The sequence below is a fragment of the Mesorhizobium sp. WSM4906 genome, from assembly GCF_029674625.1.
Taxonomy (GTDB): domain Bacteria; phylum Pseudomonadota; class Alphaproteobacteria; order Rhizobiales; family Rhizobiaceae; genus Mesorhizobium.
In genome coordinates this window covers 316,521-338,852 of the sequence record NZ_CP121355.1, presented here as the reverse complement: position 1 = coordinate 338,852, position 22,332 = coordinate 316,521, and the positions used below count along the sequence as shown (strand labels likewise).

At 64.4% G+C, this 22,332-nt stretch carries 19 protein-coding genes and 1 tRNA gene; 9 read left to right on the top strand and 11 right to left on the bottom strand.

Features of this window, described 5'->3' with window-relative positions:
- Positions 1-26 precede the first annotated feature (26 nt).
- Entirely contained in the window at positions 27-1,394 is a 1,368-nt protein-coding gene (locus QAZ22_RS01555) for a hypothetical protein (RefSeq protein ID WP_278205222.1), read from the bottom strand.
- Positions 1,395-1,782: 388 nt separating this feature from the next.
- Here QAZ22_RS01555 and QAZ22_RS01550 point away from each other — a divergent pair, with 388 nt between their 5' ends.
- Positions 1,783-2,619, top strand: a complete 837-nt coding sequence (locus QAZ22_RS01550) for a hypothetical protein (protein ID WP_278205221.1) — start codon at positions 1,783-1,785, stop codon at positions 2,617-2,619.
- 144 nt (positions 2,620-2,763) lie between these two features.
- Here the strand turns inward: QAZ22_RS01550 and gyrB are convergent, their stop codons facing one another.
- Positions 2,764-5,235: a DNA topoisomerase (ATP-hydrolyzing) subunit B gene (gene gyrB, locus QAZ22_RS01545; protein ID WP_278205220.1), complete on the bottom strand. Its 2,472-nt coding sequence runs from the start codon at positions 5,233-5,235 to the stop codon at positions 2,764-2,766.
- On the opposite strand from gyrB, the gene QAZ22_RS01540 reads away from it, so the two are divergent.
- Together QAZ22_RS01540 and QAZ22_RS01535 are read left to right on the top strand one after the other, a co-directional pair.
- Entirely contained in the window at positions 5,210-5,425 is a 216-nt protein-coding gene (locus QAZ22_RS01540) for a hypothetical protein (protein WP_278205218.1), read from the top strand. The genes gyrB and QAZ22_RS01540 overlap by 26 nt on opposite strands.
- A gap of 104 nt (positions 5,426-5,529) precedes the next feature.
- The gene (locus QAZ22_RS01535; RefSeq protein ID WP_278205216.1) at positions 5,530-6,900 is read left to right on the top strand and encodes a cytochrome P450; all 1,371 of its coding nucleotides are present in this window, start codon (positions 5,530-5,532) and stop codon (positions 6,898-6,900) included.
- Between the two features lie 69 nt (positions 6,901-6,969).
- On the opposite strand, the gene QAZ22_RS01530 is transcribed toward QAZ22_RS01535, so the two are convergent.
- The 6 genes from QAZ22_RS01530 to QAZ22_RS01505 all read right to left on the bottom strand — a co-directional run bounded on the left by QAZ22_RS01530 (position 6,970) and on the right by QAZ22_RS01505 (position 12,946).
- Positions 6,970-7,953 (bottom strand): complex I NDUFA9 subunit family protein, encoded by a 984-nt coding sequence (locus QAZ22_RS01530; protein WP_278205214.1) that lies wholly within the window; start codon positions 7,951-7,953, stop codon positions 6,970-6,972.
- Between the two features lie 483 nt (positions 7,954-8,436).
- A complete protein-coding gene (locus QAZ22_RS01525; protein WP_278205213.1) occupies positions 8,437-9,441 on the bottom strand; it encodes an Ldh family oxidoreductase in 1,005 nt (334 codons plus the stop codon).
- Between the two features lie 165 nt (positions 9,442-9,606).
- On the bottom strand, positions 9,607-10,416 hold the full coding sequence (locus QAZ22_RS01520) for an ABC transporter permease (protein WP_278205211.1): 810 nt from the start codon (positions 10,414-10,416) through the stop codon (positions 9,607-9,609).
- Entirely contained in the window at positions 10,416-11,081 is a 666-nt protein-coding gene (locus QAZ22_RS01515; protein ID WP_278207763.1) for an ABC transporter permease subunit, read from the bottom strand. The genes QAZ22_RS01520 and QAZ22_RS01515 overlap by 1 nt, the downstream gene beginning before the upstream one ends.
- A 198-nt stretch (positions 11,082-11,279) precedes the next feature.
- The gene (locus tag QAZ22_RS01510) at positions 11,280-12,074 is read right to left on the bottom strand and encodes a transporter substrate-binding domain-containing protein (RefSeq protein ID WP_278205210.1); all 795 of its coding nucleotides are present in this window, start codon (positions 12,072-12,074) and stop codon (positions 11,280-11,282) included.
- A gap of 56 nt (positions 12,075-12,130) precedes the next feature.
- Positions 12,131-12,946, bottom strand: a complete 816-nt coding sequence (locus QAZ22_RS01505; RefSeq protein ID WP_278205209.1) for an ABC transporter ATP-binding protein — start codon at positions 12,944-12,946, stop codon at positions 12,131-12,133.
- Positions 12,947-13,157: 211 nt separating this feature from the next.
- On the opposite strand from QAZ22_RS01505, the gene QAZ22_RS01500 reads away from it, so the two are divergent.
- From QAZ22_RS01500 to QAZ22_RS01485, 4 genes are all read left to right on the top strand, one after another.
- Positions 13,158-14,030, top strand: coding sequence for a dimethylarginine dimethylaminohydrolase family protein (locus QAZ22_RS01500; RefSeq protein ID WP_278205207.1), 873 nt, complete (start codon positions 13,158-13,160; stop codon positions 14,028-14,030).
- On the top strand, positions 14,027-14,671 hold the full coding sequence (locus QAZ22_RS01495; RefSeq protein WP_278205206.1) for a TetR family transcriptional regulator C-terminal domain-containing protein: 645 nt from the start codon (positions 14,027-14,029) through the stop codon (positions 14,669-14,671). Before QAZ22_RS01500 ends, QAZ22_RS01495 begins: the two co-directional genes overlap by 4 nt.
- A 96-nt stretch (positions 14,672-14,767) precedes the next feature.
- Positions 14,768-16,348 (top strand): 5-guanidino-2-oxopentanoate decarboxylase, encoded by a 1,581-nt coding sequence (locus QAZ22_RS01490; RefSeq protein WP_278205205.1) that lies wholly within the window; start codon positions 14,768-14,770, stop codon positions 16,346-16,348.
- 181 nt (positions 16,349-16,529) lie between these two features.
- Entirely contained in the window at positions 16,530-17,237 is a 708-nt protein-coding gene (locus QAZ22_RS01485; RefSeq protein ID WP_278205204.1) for an SDR family NAD(P)-dependent oxidoreductase, read from the top strand.
- Between the two features lie 78 nt (positions 17,238-17,315).
- Here QAZ22_RS01485 and rpsA read toward each other — a convergent pair whose 3' ends face one another.
- The 3 genes from rpsA to aroA form a co-directional block, all read right to left on the bottom strand.
- Complete coding sequence (rpsA, locus tag QAZ22_RS01480) at positions 17,316-19,013, bottom strand: 30S ribosomal protein S1 (protein ID WP_278205203.1); 1,698 nt, start codon at positions 19,011-19,013, stop codon at positions 17,316-17,318.
- A 204-nt stretch (positions 19,014-19,217) separates the two neighbouring features.
- On the bottom strand, positions 19,218-19,868 hold the full coding sequence (gene cmk, locus QAZ22_RS01475) for a (d)CMP kinase (protein WP_278205202.1): 651 nt from the start codon (positions 19,866-19,868) through the stop codon (positions 19,218-19,220).
- A gap of 265 nt (positions 19,869-20,133) precedes the next feature.
- On the bottom strand, positions 20,134-21,492 hold the full coding sequence (gene aroA, locus QAZ22_RS01470) for a 3-phosphoshikimate 1-carboxyvinyltransferase (RefSeq protein ID WP_278205201.1): 1,359 nt from the start codon (positions 21,490-21,492) through the stop codon (positions 20,134-20,136).
- Between the two features lie 196 nt (positions 21,493-21,688).
- Between aroA and QAZ22_RS01465 the strand changes: the two genes are divergently transcribed.
- The gene (locus tag QAZ22_RS01465) at positions 21,689-22,084 is read left to right on the top strand and encodes a TIGR02300 family protein (protein WP_278205199.1); all 396 of its coding nucleotides are present in this window, start codon (positions 21,689-21,691) and stop codon (positions 22,082-22,084) included.
- A gap of 165 nt (positions 22,085-22,249) precedes the next feature.
- A tRNA-Ala gene (locus tag QAZ22_RS01460) sits at positions 22,250-22,325 on the top strand.
- Positions 22,326-22,332 lie beyond the last annotated feature (7 nt).

Here is a 22,332-nt window from a genome sequence, read left to right as displayed (position 1 = left end):
GTTCTCGTCGCCGAAGATCACGCCATCTATCGCCCTCCGTCGGCGGCATCATCTTTGTCGGTGCCGACCCTCAGCGGCGAAACCGCCGGGTCTCTCGGTCCGAAAGTGATGTCGATCCAGTCATCGTCTTGCGGGTGCCCATCCACAAGTTCGATTTTTTTGATGGTCCTGCCTTCCCTATGGAACCTCGCGAACATGTCCAAAACCCGAAGGGGAGAGTTTACCGCTCCATCCAAAACCTCTGCCGCAGATCCCCCTGCAAGAATTTCGCCCAGCGATCGGGCTGGTATCCGAATCATGTTTTCGCCATAGGTTGCCATACCGTTACGAAATCCGATGCTACTGCCCACTCTCATCCGATTGGCATATGCCGATCCTATGTTTTGCACTGGTGGATCGAGAAGTGATAGCGCCTCTCGAACAAGACCTTCAATCTGATCGCGGGTTGAAGTGGTCTTTGCAATCACATCGTAGCTGACGATGTACCTCCTCTTCTGCCCGGCCAGCAGCGACGGAGGGAGCAGAACGAACTGCGAGCCCGAACGCTCGGGGGCTTCATAGCTTTCTTGCACAGTGAAGAGAGCGATGAAATCCAGCTTGCTGCTCTTCGACAGATAATCTCGGGCGATGCCATGGATGGGGGAGGTTCTATAGGACGTTCCCTTGGTCCACAGGTCGGTGCCTCCGTCGCACAGGTAAACCCCCTTTAGCGATTCCTCGGGCGCTGACGCCAACTGGTCGCTGCCTTCATCAAGGGCTCGCGTGGCGACCGAGCGCTCGCCGCTCCTAAGTGTTGTGAAGGAAGTGTAGTTCGACCCGATCAGCGGGAAGCCTGGCCGGGATGGCTTGAACGATACTCTGGTTGTCACCCCACCGAACTGAACTTCGTGCGCAAATGGGGCCGAGAAGTCGCCGCCAAGGCGGCGCAACTCGATCACGATATCCTTAGTGACGCGCGAAATTTCGCTCTTGTCCGGCAGCGCTGGAACATAGGTCGACTGGCCATCCATCATTTCCAGTTTCGATCCGAAATCTATGTGGAAATCGCCAAGGACAGGAAGGCGACGTGCAACTTGGTCCATGAACGTATCCACGAAGAAGTTGACCGGATAAACATTATGCGCGTTGTCGTCGGAGATCGTTTTGACGTCGGTGTACACCTGATGCCGCGGCAAATGGATGTCGGGCTTCTTCCCATCTCTAAGCGGTCGCTCGTGTTCGGCCCCATGGGCCAAGATATGGCCGACTAGCAAATAGATTTCCCAGACGTCCGGAATGCCGCTTCTTTTGTGCCTGTCAACGTTCGTGGCCAGCCTCTCAAGATGTGTCCTGGCCACACGCGATCCGGCTGTGTCGATCAGCTTCTGTATCGTACGCCTCGAAAAAATCAGCATTCTTCGAATCTCTTCGGCGCCCTAAGCGTCGGGCTTGTCGATCAGTGATTTAGCAATTTCTAGGTGTTCCTTGTAGCCGAACTTGTATTCGAAGAAGGGGTGTGACAGCGTCGAGCTGCGCGATGCCGCGCTCGGGCTCGCGCCCAAGACGGTCGGCAATCATGTCCAGAACATCTACGCCGAGATCGGCGTAGACACGTGCACCGGGGCGCGATCCCGTTCGCCATCGAGGTGAAAGGTTCCGTTCATGCTCGCGCTCGGACAACTGGTAGGTTGTGTTGTGGGCGGGTTCCGAAAGGCTCGCCCAAGTTAAGTTCCTTTGTCCGGAAAACGTGCGCCTTGCGGGTACGAACCCACTACATCACGCTTATCAAACCGTAGGCGATCCATGACCACGTTCCCAAGCGACGAATCGCAGCATCGGCTCGTCGAAGAATTCAAGACGGCCGCCCGCAGCATGACCGTCGGGTTCATGAAGCTCCGACGGCAAGGCGAGGCCGTGGAAGACGCCGACCCGTCCGGGACGGGCACGCTTGTCCGCGTCGGGAAGGTCGCTGGGATACTGACCGCATCCCACGTGCTGGACCAACTGGCGAAAAGCGGACAGGTCGGACTGATGAGGATCACGGACAGGCCGGACCAACCCCAGAAGGTGAAGATGGAGATGGACCAGACGGAGAGGCTGACGTTTGGGCGGCATCCCTTCGGAGCGCTCGGTCCCGACCTGAGTTTCCTCAGGCTCCCCGAAGACCTCGCAGGTTGGCTAGACGCGATGAACGGGTTTCTCAACCTCGAGATGCGGCGGACCAGGATGCTCGCGTCTCCGGATGCCGAACCATATAACGATGCCCTGATTGGGGTCATCGCCGAGAGGACTCGCAAGCTGGCCGGAAGCGAACAAGACCCGGTGGTCGAAACGAGCTCGCTCATTACTTCGGGCAAGGTCGTCGCTACGCTCCTGGCACATGGACTGGACGTTCTTCACTTCCGGGACTCCCTGCCGCCCGAGAAGCGGCCAGGGAGCTACCAGGGCACGAGCGGCGGCGGACTGTGGCGGATGTACCTCGGAGCTGACCTTCACAGCGTCCGCGACAGATGTCTCGTGGGGGTGGCGTTCTACGAATTCAAGGACGACGGCCGCATGACCGTCGTCTGCCATGGACCCGAAGCGATATACGGAGCGATGGTTAACGCGATCCGGCAGAAGTGGCCAGGCGCGGCCTGAGTACTCCAGCATCGCAAGCTTGCTCTCAGGCAAGAGAACTCCGCTGCCAGGTCCTTCTTCATGCAGCCGCCGAGGCGATCGCCGCCCGGGTCTGACTCATCTTATGGGTCAATAGCGAGACTTATGAGTCAAATCACAGCCTGCTCAGATGTCGAGATTGGCCACCGAAAGCGCGTTGTCCTGGATGAATTCGCGCCGCGGCTCCACTTCGTCGCCCATCAGTCGCGAGAACAAGCTGTCGGCGTCCGTCGCGTCCGCCACCTTGACCTGCAGCAGCGAGCGCACGTTCGGGTCGAGCGTGGTTTCCCAGAGCTGCTCGGCATTCATCTCGCCAAGGCCCTTGTAGCGCTGCATGGTGAGCCCCTTGCGGCCGGCGGCGAACACAGCGTTGAGCAGCGTCAGGGGGCCCGAAATGGTCTCGGCGGCGTCCTTGCGGCGCAACGTCGGCTGCTCGCCATAGACCTCCGCCAGCCGCGGCGCGTAGCGGTCGAGCTGGCGCGCATCGGCCGAATTGATCAACCCGGCATCGAGCTGGACCGCGTCCTTGACGCCGCGCACGGTGCGCTCGAACACATAGCCGCCCGAGCCGTCATTGGAGGTCGAAAGCCGCCCGGTCCAGCCGCGCTCGGTCTCCTCGGCGATCATGTCGAGCCGCTTGGCGACGCGTTCGGCCATCGCGGTGGCGCGGCCGAGATCGGCAAGCACGTCGGCGTTGAGCGCGCCGGCGATCGCCGCCTGCTCGACGACGTCGCGGTTGTAGCGCGTGTGCAGCCCGTTGATGAGGTGCCGCACCGCCAGCGCGTCGTCGACGGCGCTGCGCAGGTCCTGCCCGGTGCGCACCTCGCCGGAGCCGAGCGTCAGCGACGTCTCTTCCAGCCCGGAATCGATCAGATATTCCTCATAGGCGCCTTCGTCCTTGAGGTATTGCGAGCTCTTGCCCCGTGTCACTTTGTAGAGCGGCGGCTGGGCGATGTAGAGATGGCCGCGCTCGATCAGCTCCGGCATTTGCCGGAAGAAGAAGGTGAGCAGCAGCGTGCGGATATGGGCGCCGTCGACGTCCGCGTCCGTCATCAGGATGATCTTGTGGTAGCGCAGCTTGTCGGCATTGAACTCGTCCTTGCCGATCGAGGTGCCGAGCGCGGTGATCAGCGTACCGATCATGTCGGAGCTGAGCATGCGGTCGAAGCGCGCGCGCTCGACGTTCAGGATCTTGCCGCGCAGCGGCAGGATGGCCTGGTTCTGGCGCGAGCGCCCGCCCTTCGCCGAGCCGCCGGCCGAGTCGCCCTCGACGATGAAGATTTCCGACTTGGCCGGATCGCGTTCCTGGCAGTCGGCGAGCTTGCCCGGCAGCGAGGTGACGCCGAGCGTGCTCTTGCGGGTGATGTCGCGCGCCTTGCGCGCGGCTTCGCGCGCAGCGGCCGCCTGGATCACCTTCTCGACCACCACCTTGCCTTCGGTCGGATGCTCTTCCAGCCAGGTGCCGAGCGCCTCGTTGACCAGGCTCTCCACCACCGGCCGGACTTCCGATGAGACCAGCTTGTCCTTGGTCTGCGAGGAGAATTTCGGGTCCGGGACCTTGACCGACAGAACGGCGGTCAGGCCTTCGCGGCAGTCGTCGCCGGTGAGCGACACCTTTTCCTTCTTGGTCTGGCCGGAAGACTCGCCATAACCGGTGATCTGCCGGGTCAGCGCGGCGCGGAAGCCGGCCAGATGCGTGCCGCCGTCGCGCTGCGGGATGTTGTTGGTGAAGGCCAGCACATTCTCGTGGTAGCTGTCGTTCCACCACATCGCCACCTCGACGGTGATGCCGTCGCGCTCGGCGCGGATCGCGATCGGCTTTTCGATCAGCGGCTTCTTGACCCGGTCGAGATATTTCACGAACTCCTCGAGGCCGCCGTCATAGTGCAGCTCATGGCGCACGAGGTCGGCGTGGCGGGCGTCGGTCAGCACGATGCGCACGCCCGAATTGAGGAAGGCGAGCTCGCGCAGCCGGTGCTCCAGCGTGTTGTAGTCGAACTCGACCATGGTGAAGGTCTCGGCCGACGGGAAGAAGGTGATCTCGCTGCCGCTGCGGCCCTCATAGGTGCCCGGTCGCTTCTCCTGCTCGTAGCTGCCGGTCACCTTCAGCGGGGCGTCGGCATTGCCGTGCGTGAAGCTCATCTCGAAGATCTCACCATTGCGGCGGATCTTGAGCCTCAGCCATGCTGACAGCGCATTGACGACCGAGACGCCGACGCCGTGCAGGCCGCCGGACACCTTGTAGGAGTTCTGGTCGAATTTGCCGCCGGCATGCAGCTGCGTCATGATGACTTCGGCCGCCGAAACACCCTCGCTGGGGTGGATGTCGGTCGGAATCCCGCGGCCATTGTCGATCACCGTCACCGAGCCGTCGGGGTTGAGCGTCACCGAGACGAGGTCGGCGTGTCCAGCCAAGGCCTCGTCGATGGCGTTGTCCACCACCTCATAGACCATGTGATGCAGGCCCGAGCCGTCATCGGTGTCGCCGATATACATGCCCGGCCGCTTGCGGACAGCATCCAACCCCTTCAAAACCTTGATGGAATCGGCGCCGTACTCGGCTTCCGCGCCAATGGCGCTTTCGGTCTGGTCGCTCATGAAAACCTGTTTGATTGATGCTGCTGATCCGGCGCGGGAAAATGGCCCCGAATCGCGCCGTTTTGATGTCCTAGATATAGGCGCAAATGGCCGTTTTTCCAAGGTTTACGGGCATTTTGCCGGCTTGGCGGCAAGCAGGATCGAGATTGCTTTCGCCGGCCTTGCGGCGCGTTCGACGGAGAAGCCATAAAAACGCGCGGATGCTGGCAAAAGTCTGCGCAAAAGGGCTGCCGTTCGGTCACATGGACGCCCGCTTTGCCGCGCATTACATTTGGCTGCCAGCGGAGCATGCCCATGGACACCAAGCCCGCCCCCTTCGTGCCGCCCGCACCCAAGCCGCGCACTGAGCCGCCTTCGACGCTGGAGATGATGCGCATCGTCTACCGCAACCCGCTCGAGCTCTGGGGCGAGCATACCTACAACGAGCCCTGGATATCGGTGACCGGCATCGGTGGGCCGCTGGTTATCGCCAACGATCCAGGCCTGATCCGCCATGTGCTGATCGACAATGCCAAAAACTACAAGATGGCGACGGTGCGCCAGCTGATCCTGCGCCCGATCCTGCGCGACGGGCTGCTCACCGCCGAGGGCGAGGTGTGGAGGCGCTCGCGCAAGGCCATGGCGCCGGTGTTCACGCCGCGCCACATCTTCGGTTTCGCCGAGCCGATGCTGAAGCGCACGCTGGAATTCGCCACTCGCTACGAGGCCGGCGGCACGTCGGACATTGCCTATGACATGACGCTGCTCACCTATGACATCCTGGCTGAGACGCTGTTTTCCGGCGAGATCGCGGGCGAGCCCGGCAGCTTCGCCAAGGAGATCGACCGCCTGTTCGAGACCATGGGCCGTGTCGATCCGCTCGACCTGCTGCGCGCGCCGGAATGGCTGCCGCGCTTCACCCGCATTCGCGGCCGCAAGACCATGGCCTATTTTCGCAACATCGTCGCCGGCACGGTGAGGATGCGCGAGGAGCGGCTGAAGCGCGATCCCGACGGCGTGCCGCAGGATTTCCTGACGCTTCTGTTGAGAGCCGAGGGGCCGGAGGGCCTGACTCGCTCGGAAGTCGAGGACAACATCATCACCTTCATCGGCGCCGGCCACGAGACGACGGCGCGGGCGCTGGGCTGGACGATCTATTGCCTCGCAGAGGCGCCCTGGGAGCGCGACAGGATCGAGCAGGAGATCGACGCGGTGCTGGCAAGGGAGCCAGATCCGACAAAGTGGTTGGATGCCATGCCGCTCGCCCGCGCCGCCTTCGAGGAGGCGCTGAGGCTCTATCCGCCGGCGCCTTCGATCAACCGCGAGCCGATCGAGCCGGAGACCTGGAACGGCCTCTATATCCCGAAATACGCCGCCGTGCTGGTCATGCCTTGGGTCGTGCACCGCCACCGCAAGCTGTGGGACAGGCCGAACGCCTTCATGCCGGAGCGTTTCCATCCGGAAAACCGCGACAGGATCGACCGCTTCCAATATCTGCCGTTCGGCGCCGGGCCGCGCGTCTGCATCGGCGCCAGCTTCGCCATGCAGGAGGCGATCATCGCTTTGGCGATCCTGTTGTCGCGCTTCCGCTTCGACGTGACGGCCGAAACCCGGCCCTGGCCGGTCCAGAAGCTGACCACGCAGCCGCAGGGCGGGCTGCCGATGCAGGTTTCCCGACGCGGCTAGAGCAATTCCAGGAAAAGTGTGTAGCGGTTTTCCGTCCGGAATTGCGCAAAACAAACGGTAGCGCGTTTGCTATCGATCGGCGATCGGCCGGCGCTGCTGGAATTGACCGGCCGCCCGGAAGCGCCAGAGATAGCTCGGCAGGATCGTCGCGATCGCCTGCGGCTGGATGCCGAGGCCGCCGAGCGTCCGGTTCGCCTTGGCGGCGGTTTCGGAGACGACGTTGTGCTCGCGCAGCTGCAGGACCTGATCTTTGGTCAGCAGCGGATTGGGCAGCAGCTGAAGGATCGAGGCCTGCAGGTTCGCCACCCACCACGGCACCGGCACCAGGAGCCGCCTGCGGTCGATCACAGCAAGCATCTCCTCCATGCATTCCTTGAAGGTCAGCACCTGCGGGCCGCCGAGCTCATAGATCTGGCCGCCCTTGACGTTGCCGTCGACCGAACGCGCGATCGCCTCGGCGACGTCGCCGACATAGACCGGCTGGAATTTTGTCTGCCCGCCGCCAATCAGCGGCAGAACGGGGGAGTAGCGCGCCATGCCGGCGAACCGGTTGAAGAAGCTGTCCTCCGGCCCGAAATTGATAGACGGACGGAAGATGACGGCATCGGGTATCGTCTCGAACACCGCTTTCTCGCCGAGCGCCTTGGTGCGCGCATAACCTGACGGTGAGTTCAAATCGGCGCCGAGCGCCGAGACATGGGTGAGGCCGGCGCTGACCGAGCGGGCGGCCTCGGCGACGGCGCGCGCGCCGAACTCGTGCAAGGACCCGAATTTCTGCCGGCCAGTCTCATGCAGGATGGCGACCAGGTTGACGACATGGTCGGCGCCCTGCACGGCGCGGTCGATGGACCAGCGCACGCGCACATTGGCCTGCACCGGCTGGATCTGGCCGACATTGCCGAGCGGCTGCACATGGCCGGCAAGATCGGGCCGCCGGCAAGCGACACGGATACGGTAGCCGCGCTTGGCGAGCGCCCGCACGACATGACGGCCGACAAAGCCGGACCCGCCGAAGACGACGACGAGCTTGGGGGTTTGCAGGATTTCGGTCATGGCTGGCTCCGGCGCGCTTTCCCGAGGACATGGGGCTTGGCTAGAGGCGTTCATAGTCGGTTTCGCGCCAAAGGCAAAGGGCGACCGGGTGTCGTCGGCCTCCAATTTTGAGCGCTGCCGGAACGCCCTGCCGATATGCATCGGCCGAATGACAGCTGCCGCCAAGGAGGCGAGGAGGAGCAGGGCCGGTGCACGGAGCAGAGAACGCAGAAAACCCCGCCGAAGCGGGGTTTTCCGGGCAGTGCTCGCGCCGAAACAGGGTCCAACGAGGCGGCCTGACCTGAGACGGTATCAAGGCGGCGTGAAGCACTCACGCCCGCCCCGGCCCTGGACGCCCGGCGCGGCGCCGCCAACCGCAAGCCGCTGCCCCAAGCCACCCTCTGCGGCCTGCGATGTGGGGTGCCGCCGATGGGTGTTTGCCGGGCGGGAAAAGGTTCAACGGCGCGCAGGAAATTCCGCGCTTCGTTGCGGGCGATGCCTGGGTCAGGCTGGCGAATAGCGCTGGGCGAATTCGGAAATGCGCTGGACGACCGCCTTGGGAACGTCGAAGCCGCGCGCCGTCGCCTTTTCCGCGGCCTCGGCGCGGGCACGGCCGGGAATGTGCACGCCGTAGCGCCGCCGCAGCCGGTCGAGCTGGCCCTTCATGCGCTGCTCGAAGTCCTGGTCGAGCAGCTTGGGCTCGATGGCTAAAACGAAGAGCCCGGTTCCGGGGCTGTCCGGTCCGCCGGAGAACCATGGCGCGTCGAGCGACCAGTTGGCGCCGGAAATGCCTGCCGCCAGCACCTCGACCATCAGGGCGATGTTGGCGCCGCGCTGGCCGCCGAAGGCGAGCATCGCGCCCTTCATCGCCGCCGCCGGATCGGTAGTCGGATTGCCGCTGGCGTCCAGCGCCCAGCCTTCCGGAATCTTCTCGCCGTCCTCGGCCGCCTTGCGGATGTTGACGAAGGCGGTGGCGCTCGACGACTGGTCGATGATCAGCGGCGGCCCGTCCGCGGCGGGCGCCGCAAAGGACATCGGGTTGGTGCAATAGACCGGCTTGACCGAACCGGAACCGGCCAGCACCGCCGGCCCGTTGGTGGCGGCGAAGGAGACCAGGCCGAGCTGAGCGAGCCGCCCGGTGAAATAGCCGAGCGCGCCGCAGGTATAGGCATTCCTCTGCGAGAAGATGGCGACGCCGAACAGCCTTGCTGCCTTGGCGAGATCGTCGATCGTGCGGTCGAAGCCGGTATGGGCAAGGCCGCCGCGCGCGTCGGAGAGATAGACGGCGAGCGCCGGCCTGGTGACGACCGGGTCGGCATTGCCATCGATGCGGCCGGCTTCGAGCGCCTCCAGATAGTCGATGAAATGCGAGAGCCCGACCGTCGACAGCCCCTCGGCTTCGGCGGCGATGATGGAAGCGGTCAGCGACTGCGCCGCCTCTTCGTTGGCGCCAGCGCCGAGCGCCGCCATGCGGCACAATCCTGTTGCCTGATCGAGAGTGAGTTGCATTGTGGCTGTCCCAAGGGAGTAGGGGAATAAGGGAGTAGGGGGAAATTATGGAGCGAATATCGAATGGGGATGGAAATGTGAATGCGGATCGTGGCTGAACACTCCCCTACTCCCCTACTCCCCTACTCCCCTACTCCCCTACTCCCCTACTCCCCTACTTCCCTACTACCCGATTTTGACCGGAATCCGCGCCTCGACCCTGCTGAAGATCAGGACGAGAATGCCGGTGATCGTCATGTAGATCAAAGCCAGCAGCAGCAAGGGCTCGTAGGTGAGATAGGTGTCCTGCCGCACCTTGGAGGAGACGGCGAAGATGTCGATGACGCTGATCGTCGCCACCAGTGGCGTCGACTTCAGCTGCAGCACCGTTTCGCCGGTCAGCGTCGGCAGCGCGCGGAAGAAGGCCTGCGGCAGCCAGATGCGGCGGAAGATCTTGAAGCGGCTCATGCCGAAGGCGCGGGCTGCCTCCAACTGTCCTTTCGGAACGCCGGCGAAGGCGCCGCGCATCACCTCGCCCTCATAGCCGGCGAAGGACAAGGTCAGCGCCACCACGCCATAGGGCCAGGCTTGCCTCAGATAGGGCCACATCCAGGACTCGCGGATCCATGGATATTGCGGAAACAGCGATCCGAGCCCGTAATAGAGCAGCCACAGCTGCAGGAGCAGCGGCGTTCCGCGGATGATCGTGCAGAACACCTTCGCCGGTACCGCGAACCAGGACGGGCCGCCGGCCTGCGCCAGGCCGAGCGGCACCGCCAGCAGGAAGCCCAGCGCGCAGGTGACGACGAGGATCCACAGCGATCGCCAGATGCCGAACAGCCCCATCTGCCAATATTGCGGCAGCCAGTCCCAGCGCATGAAGAAGGCCGCGCAGAGGACCAATGCCAGCGCGATGAGGATCAGTACGATGCGGTGCGGCTTGAGCCAGAGCGAGGCACGCGCCGCCATGTTGATCGCGGTCGCTTCGGCCGACATCAGCGTGCCTCCTTGACGGAAGGCATGCCGCGCCGCGACCAGGCCTCGACGCGGCCGATGATCAGGTTGGAGAACAGCGTCAGCGCCAGATAGAGCGCGCCGGCGGCGAGGTAGAAGATCAGATAGGCCTTGGTGACACCTGCCGCCTGCCGCGTCGCGAGCGTCAGTTCGAAGAAGCCGACGACGGCAAGCAACGCGGTGTCCTTGGTGGCGATCAGCCAGAGATTGGCGAGGCCCGGAATGGCGAAGGGCAGCATTGCCGGCAGCGTTATGCGCCGCAGCATCAGGCCGGGCGGCATGCCATAGGCGCGGGCGGCTTCGATCTGGCCTTGCGGGATGGACAGGATGGCGCCGCGGATGACTTCCGTCGAATAGGCGCCCTGGACGACGCCGAGTACGAAGATGCCGGCCGCCAGGCCGCTGATGTCGACGCGCTGGTAGCCCATCGCCGTGAGCACCTGATTGATGAGGTCGGTGCCGGCATAATAGAGCAAAAGGATCAGCACCAGTTCCGGCACCGCGCGCACAACCGTGGTGTAGACGGCCAGCAGGTCGCGGGCCACCGGACCGCCATAGAGCTTGCCCCAGGCGCCGCCGGTGCCGATCAAAAGGCCAAGGCAGGTGGCGCCGATGGCGATCTCGATCGAATGCAGCAATCCGACCAGCAGGGTGCCGCCCCAGCCGGGCGGCACGGGCGACAGGAGTTCGATGATGCCGGCCGCCGAGGCCGGAAGAAAGGCGTCGATCAGTTTCGCCCCCGAATTAGTGGCAACCGCCGACGGCAGCGTTCAGCGGCAGGCACGCGTGGCAAGGTTTGGGCTAGGGGCATGGCGCCGGCCATGCCCGGAGCTCATTCGGCGAGATTAGTTCGACTGCGTGGCGCCGCCGTAGATGTCGAAGTCGAAATATTTCTTCGAGATCTCGTCATACTTGCCGTTGGCGCGGATCGCCTTGATGCCGGCGTTGATCTTTTCCTTGAGCGCGGTGTCTTCCTTGCGCACGCCGGCGCCGACGCCCGGTCCGAGCACCTCGTCGTCCGGAGCGACCATGCCCTTCAGGTCGCAGCAGGCCTTGCCCTGATCGGTCTTGAGGAATTCGCCGAGCGCGATGGAATCGGCCTGCACCGCGTCGAGGCGGCCGGCCGCCAGATCGTTGTTGGCCTCGTCCTGCGTCTGGTATTCCTTGATCTCCTGCGCGCCGGTGAAGTGCTTCTTGGCGTAGACGGCGTGCACCGTCGACACCTGGACGCCGATGGTCTTGCCCTTGAGGTCGTCCGGCGTGGCGCCGAATTTCTGGTCCTTCGGTCCGATGATCGCCGTCGGCGTGTTGTAATACTTGTCCGAGAAGTCGATCGTCTTCTTGCGTTCGTCGGTGATCGACATCGAGGAGACGATGAGGTCGATCTTCTTGGTGGTCAGCGCCGGAATGATGCCGTCCCAGGCTACGGGCGTGATGACGCAGTCGAGCTTCTCCTCGGCGCAGACGGCGTCGATGAAGTCGATTTCCCAGCCGACCCACTTGCCCGTCGCGTCCGGCGAGGTGAAGGGCGGATAGGGCTCGGCGGCGACGCCGATCTTGACCTGATCGGCCTTGGCCGCGCCCATCGCGGCGACGCCGAAGAGCAGCGCCGCTGCGAAGGTCTTGAGAACAGTCTTCATTTCAGTACTCCCAGTTTGTTGTTGTTCCCGGTTTTTCGCTCCGCTTGACGCCGGCCTTAGCCGACGTTGCGGAGGAATTGTTTGAGCCTTTCGGATTTGGGCGCGCCGAACAGCTGTTCCGGCGGACCTTCCTCCTCGACCAGCCCGTTGTAGAGGTAGACGACATGCGTCGCGACCTCGCGGGCAAACTTCATTTCATGCGTCACCAGCACCATGGTGCGCCCCTCGCGCGCCAGGTCGCCGATCACCTTCAGCACTTCGCCGACCAGCTCCGGATCGAGCGCCGAGGTCGGCTCGTCGAACAGCATGACGCGCGGATTGATCGCCAGCGCCCGGGCTATCGCCGCGCGCTGCTGCTGGCCGCCCGACAGGAACGCCGGATAGACGTCGCGTTTTTCCGCCAGCCCGACGCGGGCAAGCAGCTTCTCGGCCTGGGCGATCGCCTCGTCGCGCTTGATGCCGAGCACGTGCACCGGAACCTCGATGACGTTCTCGATCAGCGTCATGTGGCTCCACAGGTTGAAGTTCTGGAACACCATGCCGAGCCGGGAGCGGATGCGCTCGATCTGCTTACGGTCGGCCGGAACCGTGTGGCCGTGGCTGTCGGCCTTCAGCTTGATCTCCTCGCCGTTGACGCGAATGATGCCGCTGGTCGGGTTTTCCAGGCAGTTGATGCAGCGCAGCAGCGTCGACTTGCCCGAACCCGAGCCGCCGATGATGGCGATCACCTCGCCGTCGCGCGCCGACAGCGAGACGCCCTTCAGCACATGCAGCTGGCCGAACTTCTTGTGCAGGTTCTCGACATGGATGGCTTCGGCGGCGCCTCTTTGCGCCTCGCCGGACAGAACCGCGGCGGCTCCCGCCGCAATCACCGGGCGACCTCTATCTGGTCGAAGGCAGTTCGTCGAACCTCTATCCGGCTAATCAACATACGCTGCACTGCCTGCTCCAGACTTCAGCATGGACTCGACAGCGCGAGCCCGTCAATCCCACTCATTACGGCACTTGCGGCCTTGTTGCGCAAGTGTATAAATAGCCTTTCATGAAATTTTTTCGATTTTTTTCAGCCAAAAAAGGGCATCGATGAGCGCTTTCGGATCCCAGTCCATGGCGGCGCCGCTGCGGCGTGTGCTGATGCGGTCGGCGGCCAACGCCATGCGCGACGCCGACCGAGCCGCCTGGCACTATGGCCCCGGGTTCAGCCCGGCGAAGGCAGCATTGCAGCATGCCGTCCTTGCCGAACTGGTGGCGGCTTCCGGCGCCGAGATCGAATGGATCGAGGACGAAGCCGATGGCCTTTCGGATTCGGTATTCACGCACGACCCGTCGCTGATGACCGACCGCGGCGCGCTGATCCTGTCCATGGGCAAGCCATTGCGCGCCAGGGAGCCTTCCCTGCATGAGGAAACCTACAGAAGACTGGGCATTCCGATCCTCGGCCGCGTCGAGGCTCCTGGCCAGGTCGAAGGCGGTGATTGTGTATGGGTGGATGCCCGCACGCTGGCGATCGGCCGCGGTGTCCGTTCCAACCAGCACGGCATTCAGCAGGTTTCCAACCTGCTGACGCCGCTGGGCATTTCCGTCTACGGCTTCGATCTGCCGCTGTGGCAGGGCGAAGAGGCGTGCCTGCATCTGATGTCGGTGATCAGCCCGCTGGCCGACGACCTCGCGCTGGTCTATTCGCCGCTTTTGCCGGCCCCGTTCTACCAGATGCTGAAGGCGCGAGGCATCCGGCTGGTCGAAGGCGACGCCGAAGAGTTCGCCGCTTCCAACGGCCTCAGCTTGAACGTGCTGCCGACCAGCCCTCGCAAGGTCATTGCCGTTGCAGGCTTTCCCAAGACCAAAGCCGCGATGGAAGCCGCCGGCTGCACGGTTGAGGTATTCGATGCGGATGCGCTCTGCATCGCCTGCGAGGGCGGGCCTACATGCCTGACGCGGCCGATCCTGCGCCAATGAATGCGCGCCGTAAGTTCCGTCGCGAGGGCGAGGAGCGGCGGCGGCAGGATCTGATCGAAGCGACTCTGGACTGCGTGGCGGAATATGGCCTGCAGGGCGCCACCTTGCGCACCATCGCCTTGCGCGCCGGCGTCACTGCCGGGCTGATCCGCCATTATTTCCCCGGCAAGGAAGAATTGCTGCAGGAAGCCTATGCCGCACTGATGGGCCGCATGACCGAGCAGGCGAAAGCGGCATTGATCATGGAAGACGCCTCGCCGCGCCAGCGTCTTGCGGCCTTCGTCACGGCCAATCTCAACGCGCCGATCATCGACCAGCGGGTGTTTTCGCTCTGGGCGACCTTCATCGGCCGTGCCGGCGCGGATCCGACGCTCGCCCGCGCCCACCGCGAAGGCTATCTCGGCTTTCGCAACGAGGTGGAAGCGGTCGTGGCCGAAGTGCTCGCCGCCGAACGGCGCAAGCCGGATGCAAGCCAGCTGCGCCGCCATGCGATCGCGATCAATGCGATCATCGACGGGCTCTGGATCGAAGGCTGCCTGGCCGGCGAGATGTTCTCGCCCGGCGAATTGGCGGCGATCGGCATCAAGGCCGTCGAGGCGGAACTCGGCCTCGCGCCGCTAGAGCAATTCCAGGAAAACTGAGAAGCGGTTTTTCCGTCCGGAATTGCGCAAGAAACGAAGAGATAGAGCTGATCACCGTTTCTGCTAAACGGTAATCCGCCTAAAGGGAGAAGAGCAATGACAACCGTCGGCGAAGCGCTGATCACCTTGCTCGAGGCGCATGGCGTCGACACCGTTTTCGGTATTCCCGGCGTGCATACGGTCGAGCTCTATCGCGGGCTGGCGCGCTCGAGGATCCGCCACGTCACGCCGCGCCACGAGCAGGGCGCCGGCTTCATGGCCGACGGCTACGCGCGCGCCAGCGGCCGGCCGGGCGTGGCCTTCGTCATCACCGGGCCTGGCCTCACCAACACCATCACCGCCATGGGCCAGGCGCGCGCCGATTCGGTGCCGATGCTGGTGATCTCCGGCGTCAATGCCACCGACACGCTCGGCAAGGGATTGGGCTTCCTGCACGAACTGCCCGACCAGCGCGGCATGATGGAGAAGGTGGCGCTGTTCTCTCAACGCATCACCGAGGCCGAGGAACTGCCCGGCGCGCTGGCGTGTGCCTTCGCCGTTTTCTCCTCCTCGCGTCCGGGTCCGGTCCATATCGAGATCCCGACCGACGTCATGGTGAAGCCCGCCGAAGGGCTCGCGCCGGTGCTCAGCAACACTGCGCCGCCCGCTCCGGCAGCGGCGGCGATCGTCGAGGCTGCGAAATTGATCCAGGCATCCCGCCGGCCGCTCATTCTCGCCGGGGGTGGCGCCAAGAAGGCCGATGCGGCGCTAAGGCGCTTCGCCGAAGCGTTGGGCGCTCCGGTCATCGAGACCGCCAATGCGCGCGGCCTGCTGCATCGCCACCCGCTCTGCGTGCCGGCAAGCCCGAGCCTGAGGGCAGTGCGCGCGTTGATGGCCGACGCCGATCTGGTGATTGCCGCCGGCACCGAATTCGGCCCGACCGACTATGACGGCTATGGCGACGGCGGCTTCGTGCTGCCGCCGAACCTCATCCGCATCGACATCGGCGCCGACCAGGTCGCCCGCCGCCCGGTGACGGTTGGAATCCAGGCCGATTGCGCCGAGGCGCTTGGCGCGCTGCTGACCGAACTTGGGCCGGCCCATGTCGCCGCGAAGGACGGCGAGGCCCGCGCCGCAGCGGCGAGAGCGGCGGCGCTCGCCGAGCTGAAGCCCGACTATGTGGCGCAGGTACGAGCGGTGGAGGCGATCCGCGACGCGCTGCCCGGCGCGATCATCGTCGGCGACTCGACCCAGCCGATCTACGCCGCCAACCTCTATTACGACCACGACCGTCCGTCCGGCTGGTTCAATGCGGCGACGGGGTTCGGCGCGTTGGGCTACGGCCCCCCAGCGGCGATCGGCGCCGCCCTTGCCGTGCCCGAGGCGCCGGTCGTGTGTCTCACCGGCGACGGCGGCTTCCAGTTCACCTTGCCGGAGCTGGGCGCGGCGCTCGACGCCGGGGCGGCCGTGATCTTCGTCGTCTGGAACAATCGCGGCTATCGCGAGATCGAGACTTCGATGCTCGATGTCGGCGTCGAGCCGGTCGGCGTGTCGCCGGCGCCGCCGGATTTCTGCAAGCTCGCCGGGGCCTATGGCATGGAAGCCGAGCGGCTGACCGGGGTCGGCGGCCTCGCCGAGGCGCTGAAGCGCGCGCGAGCGGCGCGCAAGCCGCGCGTCATCGAAATCACCATCGACTGAAGACTTGCCGGCAGCCTTCCATCCATCGGAACGCAGCGGCGTGACGTCACACGCGGCGGCCCGACGCATGCAAAGAAGGGACGCAGCCATGTCGATATTTCAATTGAGTGACAGCGTGAAAGGCGCGACGTTCGATGGTGGGGCGGCATAACCATAAGAATACGACAGGAGCAGTCGAAATATGACGGAAACGCTTAACGGCAGGCATGTCGTGGTGACGGGCGGCACTGGGGCGCTCGGCGGCGCGGTTGTCGGCAGGTTGCTTGAGCAGGGAGCGATTTGCCATGTGCCCAATGCCCATGCCTCGGCTCCGCCGCATTTTCCCTACGCGGCCCATGCCAGCGTCCACCTGGCGCATAATGTCGATCTCTCGGACTCCGCCAAGGTCGAGGCCTTCTACCACCAGGTTCCGGAGCTTTGGGCTTCGATCCACCTCGCCGGCGGTTTCACCATGGCGCCGGTGGAAAAGATCGAATCGGCGTCTTTCGCCGAGATGATGGACACCAACGCCCGCACCGCCTTCCTTTGCGGCCGCGCCGCGGTACGCTCGATGCTGACGTCGGGCACCGCGGGGCGCATCGTCAACGTCACCGCGCGGGCCGGGCTCGATCCCAGGCGTGGAGCCGGCATGGTCGCCTATGCCGCCAGCAAGGCGGCGGTCGCCGCGATGACGCAGGCCATGGCCGAGGAACTGAAGCACAAGGGCATCCTCGTCAACGCCGTGGCGCCCTCGACGCTCGACACGCCGGCCAACCGCGCCGACATGCCCGATGCCGATTTCACCAAATGGGTCAGCCTGGAGGCAGCCGCCGAAGCGATCGCTTATCTCGCCTCGCCCGCCAACCAGGCGATGAGCGGCACGCTGGTGCCGCTCTACGGCCGGGCCTGACCTCACGGATCAACGTGCAATGAAAAACCCCGCCGGATCGCTCCGGCGGGGTTTCGTTTTCAGTGTCGACGAAGCGGCTTAGTTGCCCTGCTTCTTCAGCGCCGCGCCCAGGATGTCGCCGAGCGAGGCGCCGGAGTCGGTCGAGCCGTACTGGGCGACCGCTTCCTTCTCCTCGGCGATTTCCAGCGCCTTGATCGAGACCTGCAGCTTGCGGGTCTTCTTGTCGAAGGCGATGACGCGGGCGTCGACCTTCTGGCCGACGGTGAAGCGCTCTGGGCGCTGCTCGTCGCGGTCGCGCGAAAGGTCGGAGCGCTTGATGAAGGTCTCGAGGCCGCTGTCGACCAGCCGCACTTCCAGACCGCCATCCTTCACCGCGATGACCTCGCAGGTGACGACGGCGTTCTTGCGCAGCTCACCGCTGCTCGCCGCCTCGCCGACCGTGTCGCGGGCCAGCTGCTTGATGCCGAGCGAGATGCGCTCCTTCTCGATGTCGACGTCGAGCACCTGCGCCTTGACCATGTCGCCGCGATTGTACTCTTCGATGACCTGCTCGCCCGGACGGGTCCAGTCGAGGTCGGAGAGGTGCACCATGCCGTCCACGTCGCCTTCCAGGCCGATGAACAGGCCGAACTCGGTCTTGTTCTTGACCTCGCCCTCGACCTGGCTGCCGACCGGATGGTTGCGCGCGAAGGCTTCCCACGGGTTCTCCAGCGTCTGCTTGAGACCGAGCGAGATGCGGCGCTTGGCCGGATCGACCTCGAGCACCACGACGTCGACTTCCTGCGTCGTCGACAGGATCTTGCCGGGGTGCACGTTCTTCTTCGTCCACGACATTTCCGAAACGTGGATGAGGCCCTCGATGCCCGGCTCCAGCTCGACGAACGCGCCGTAGTCGGTGATGTTGGTGACGGTGCCCTTGATCTTCTTGCCGATCGGGAACTTGGTGCCGATATCCGACCACGGATCCGACTCGAGCTGCTTCATGCCGAGCGAGATGCGGTGGGTTTCCTGGTTGATGCGGATGATCTGCACCTTGACCGTCTGGCCGATGTTGAGGATCTCGGTCGGATGATTGACGCGGCGCCATGCCATGTCCGTGACATGCAGCAGGCCGTCGATGCCGCCGAGGTCGACGAACGCGCCGTAGTCGGTGATGTTCTTGACCACGCCTTCGACCACCTGGCCTTCCTCGAGGTTCTGCACGATCTCCGAACGCTGTTCGGCGCGGCTCTCCTCGAGCACGGTGCGGCGCGACACCACGATGTTGCCGCGGCGGCGATCCATCTTGAGGATCTCGAAGGGCTGCGGGTTGTGCATCAGCGGCGAGACGTCGCGGATCGGACGGATGTCGACCTGGCTGCGCGGCAGGAACGCCACGGCGCCGTCGAGGTCGACGGTGAAGCCGCCCTTGACCTGGTTGAAGATGACGCCTTCGACGCGCTCGCCCTTGGTGAACTTCTCTTCGAGGCGCACCCAGCTCTCCTCGCGGCGAGCCTTCTCGCGCGACAGCATGGCTTCACCAAGCGCGTTCTCGATGCGCTCGACATAGACTTCGACGGTGTCGCCGATCTTGAGCGAGGAGTCCTTGCCCTTGGCGCCGAATTCCTTGAGCGGCACGCGGCCTTCGACCTTGAGGCCGACATCGATGATGGCCATGTCCTTTTCGATCGCGGTGATCGTGCCCCGGACAACCTGGCCCTCGCCGGAATGGCCGGCGGTGAATGATTCTTCGAGCATGCTCGCGAAATCATCGCGAGTGGGATTTGCAGCTGACATTGTTTCTCCTGGAGTGCTCCGCATGACGAGCGAAGCGGGCGCCGTGGGTTAGCGTTGCGAGAGCCTGCCGGCGTTCCGGGCTGAAGAGCCCTTGGCCGCTTTTAGCGGCAAGTCCGGCGCATGAAGAATGCTGGCAGGCTGGTTCGTGCCCGATATGGGTATTTTCGTCGGCTCCGGCAACGGAAGCACGAGGAAAAACCCGGATCAGGTCCCGTTTCTCTTGGCCAGGACGTCGTCAACGATCGCCATCGCCGCCAGAAACGCGGCCTCTATAGCCATTTCGCTGGTATCAAGCAAGTGCGCGTCGGCGGCGGGCTTGAGCGGCGAGTCGGCTCTGCCCATGTCGCGCTCGTCGCGGCGCTCGATGTCGGCGAGGATCGTGGCGAAATCGGCGCTGCCGCCCATGCTCTCGATCTCGGCCAGCCGGCGCTGCGCCCGCACCTCGGCGCTCGCCGTCACATAGAGCTTGATGTCGGCGTCCGGGCACACGACGGTGCCGATGTCGCGACCGTCGAGCACCGCGCCCGGCGGCGCCTTGGCGAATTCGCGCTGCTTTTCGACCAGGATGCGCCGAACGGTGGGGATGACCGCGACCTTCGAGGCCGCCTCGCCCACCGAATGCGCCGAAAGCACCGTGCGGTCGAGATTCGAGAGGTCGACCTGCCGCGCCGCGGTTTCCGCCGCCGAGACATTGTCGAGCGGCAGGCCGAGCTCCAGCAGCTTATGCGCCACCGCGCGATAGGTGAGGCCAGTGTCGAGCAGGTTCAGCCGATAGTGGTCGGCCAGCCGGCGGGCCAGCGTGCCCTTGCCAGCGCCCGCAGGGCCGTCGATGGCAATGGTGAAGGTGTGGGTCATGGGTGGGCCATCGCTTCGTTGGCGTGGCGACAAAGCCTCACCCTTTCGTCATCCCAGGGCGGAGCGAAGCGGAGACCCTGGGATCCATGCCGTGACATTAGCCAAAGAATGCTGCGAGCCAGAATTCTGCACCGTTGCAGCGCGTTGGCGTCACGGCATGGATCCTGGGGTCTGCGCCACGTCGCTTCGCTCCTTGCTCCGCCCCAGGATGACGACGGGAAGGATGTTGGGTGCCAATCTCCCAAGTTTGCGATTGCCATCACCCTCACTCGATCTCCGCGCCCAGTGCCTTCATCAATCCCATGAATTCCGGAAAGCTCGTCGCGATCATGTTGGCGTCGTCGATGGTCACCGGCTTTTCCGTCGCCAGCCCCATCACCAGAAAACTCATGGCGATGCGATGGTCGAGATGCGTCTTCACGGTCGTGTCCTGACCGTTCGGATGCCCTCCCAGCCCCTTGCCGCCTGGCTTGCCCTGCACGGCGAGCGAAGCTTCGCCCTCTGTGCAGTCGACGCCGTTGAGCTTGAGCCCGTTGGCAACCGCCGAAAGCCGGTCGGATTCCTTGACCCGCAACTCCTCCAGACCCTGCATCAGCGTCTCGCCTTCCGCGAAGCTCGCGGCGACAGCCAGCACCGGATATTCGTCGATCATCGACGGCGCGCGTTCCGGCGGTACGGCAACACCCTTCAAGTCGGAATACCGCACGCGCAGATCCGCCACGTCCTCGCCGCCGGCATTGCGCGGGTTGAGCACGTCGATGCGGCCGCCCATTTCCTGCAAGGTCAGCAGCAGGCCGGTGCGGGTCGGGTTCATCAGCACGTTCTCGATGACGATATCCGAACCCGGCACGATGAGGGCGGCCACCAGCGGGAAGCCGGCCGAGGACGGATCGCCGGGCACGGCGATCGTCTGTCCGGTGAGCTTGCCCTGGCCCTCGATGAAGATGTGGCGCACGCCGCGCTCGTCGGTCTCGACGGTAAGATTGGCGCCAAAGCCCTTGAGCATCTTTTCGGTGTGGTCGCGCGTCATCACCGGCTCGATCACCGTGGTGATGCCCGGCGTGTTCAGGCCGGCAAGCAGCACCGCCGATTTCACCTGTGCGGAGGCCATCGGCACGCGATAGGTGATGGGCGCGGCGCGCTTGGGGCCGCGCAGCGTGATCGGCATGCGGTCGCCCGGCGCCGCCTTCAGCACTTGGACGCCCATCTGGCGCAGCGGCTCCAGCACGCGGCCCATCGGCCGGCCGGAAAGCGAGGCGTCGCCGATGAAGGTCGTCTCCATGTCATAGGTGCCGACCAGGCCCATGGTCAGCCGCGAGCCGGTGCCGGCATTGCCGAAGTCGAGCTGGCCTTCGGGTTGAAGCAGCGCGCCGTTGCCGGTACCGCGGATCACCCATTCGGCGCCCGTCTTTTCTATATGCGCGCCCATCGCCTTCATGGCAGCACCCGTGCGCATCACGTCTTCGCCCTCGAGCAGGCCGGTGATGCGCGTCTCGCCGGAGGCGAGGCCGCCGAACATGAAGGAGCGGTGCGAGATCGACTTGTCGCCCGGCACTCGCGCTGTGCCGGCAAGGGCAGGAGATTTGCGGGCCGTGGCCGGCTTCGGGGCGGCAGCGTGAGACATTCGTGTCTTCCAAATGAAAATGCCGGCTGGCCGGCTCAATTCGTCATGTTTGCGGCGGTCTCGTATCACGGCGCGCGGCAATGGTCATCCCCTCGTGCGGGCCTTTGAAAAGCGGGTTTTCGGGACATGTCTTTTGGCTTTGACAGCACGGAAAACTGCGGTTAAGGGGACCATTCTTTTTTTGACGAGGCTTGCCGTGGCAAAACCTGAACTTGGCACAAAGCGTGTCGACCCCGAAACGGGGCGGAAATTCTACGACCTGAACAAGGACCCGATCGTCTCGCCCTATACCGGCAAGAGCTATCCGCGCTCCTATTTCGATGAGGGCAAGATCTCCGCCATCGAGGAGGATGAGGACGTCGCCGAAAAGGAAATCGACGCCGAGGAGGAGGAAGGCGCCGAAATCGTCTCGCTGGAGGACGCGGACGAGGAGACCAAGGGCGGCGGCGACGATCTGCCCGATCTCGACGATGACGAGGATGATGTCGATCTCGGCGACGATGACGATGACACCTTCCTTGCCGACGAGGAGGAAGAGGACGACGACGTATCCGACATGATCGGCGTCGGCGACGACGAGGACGAGGTCTGATTTAGATCGTTTGCCGGCCATTTTGGCCTGTGACGAAAAAGCGGCCTTTCAAGGCTTGATCTTGACCGAAGGCGGCGCTAGAAGCCGCCAGCACTAAACGACGGCGCGGTTCCCAGCCGCGCCTGATCTCTTCGCCGGAAACGGCGCCGGCTGACTGCCGGGAGTGGGGCCATAGCTCAGTTGGGAGAGCGCTTGAATGGCATTCAAGAGGTCGTCGGTTCGATTCCGATTGGCTCCACCAAACAGTC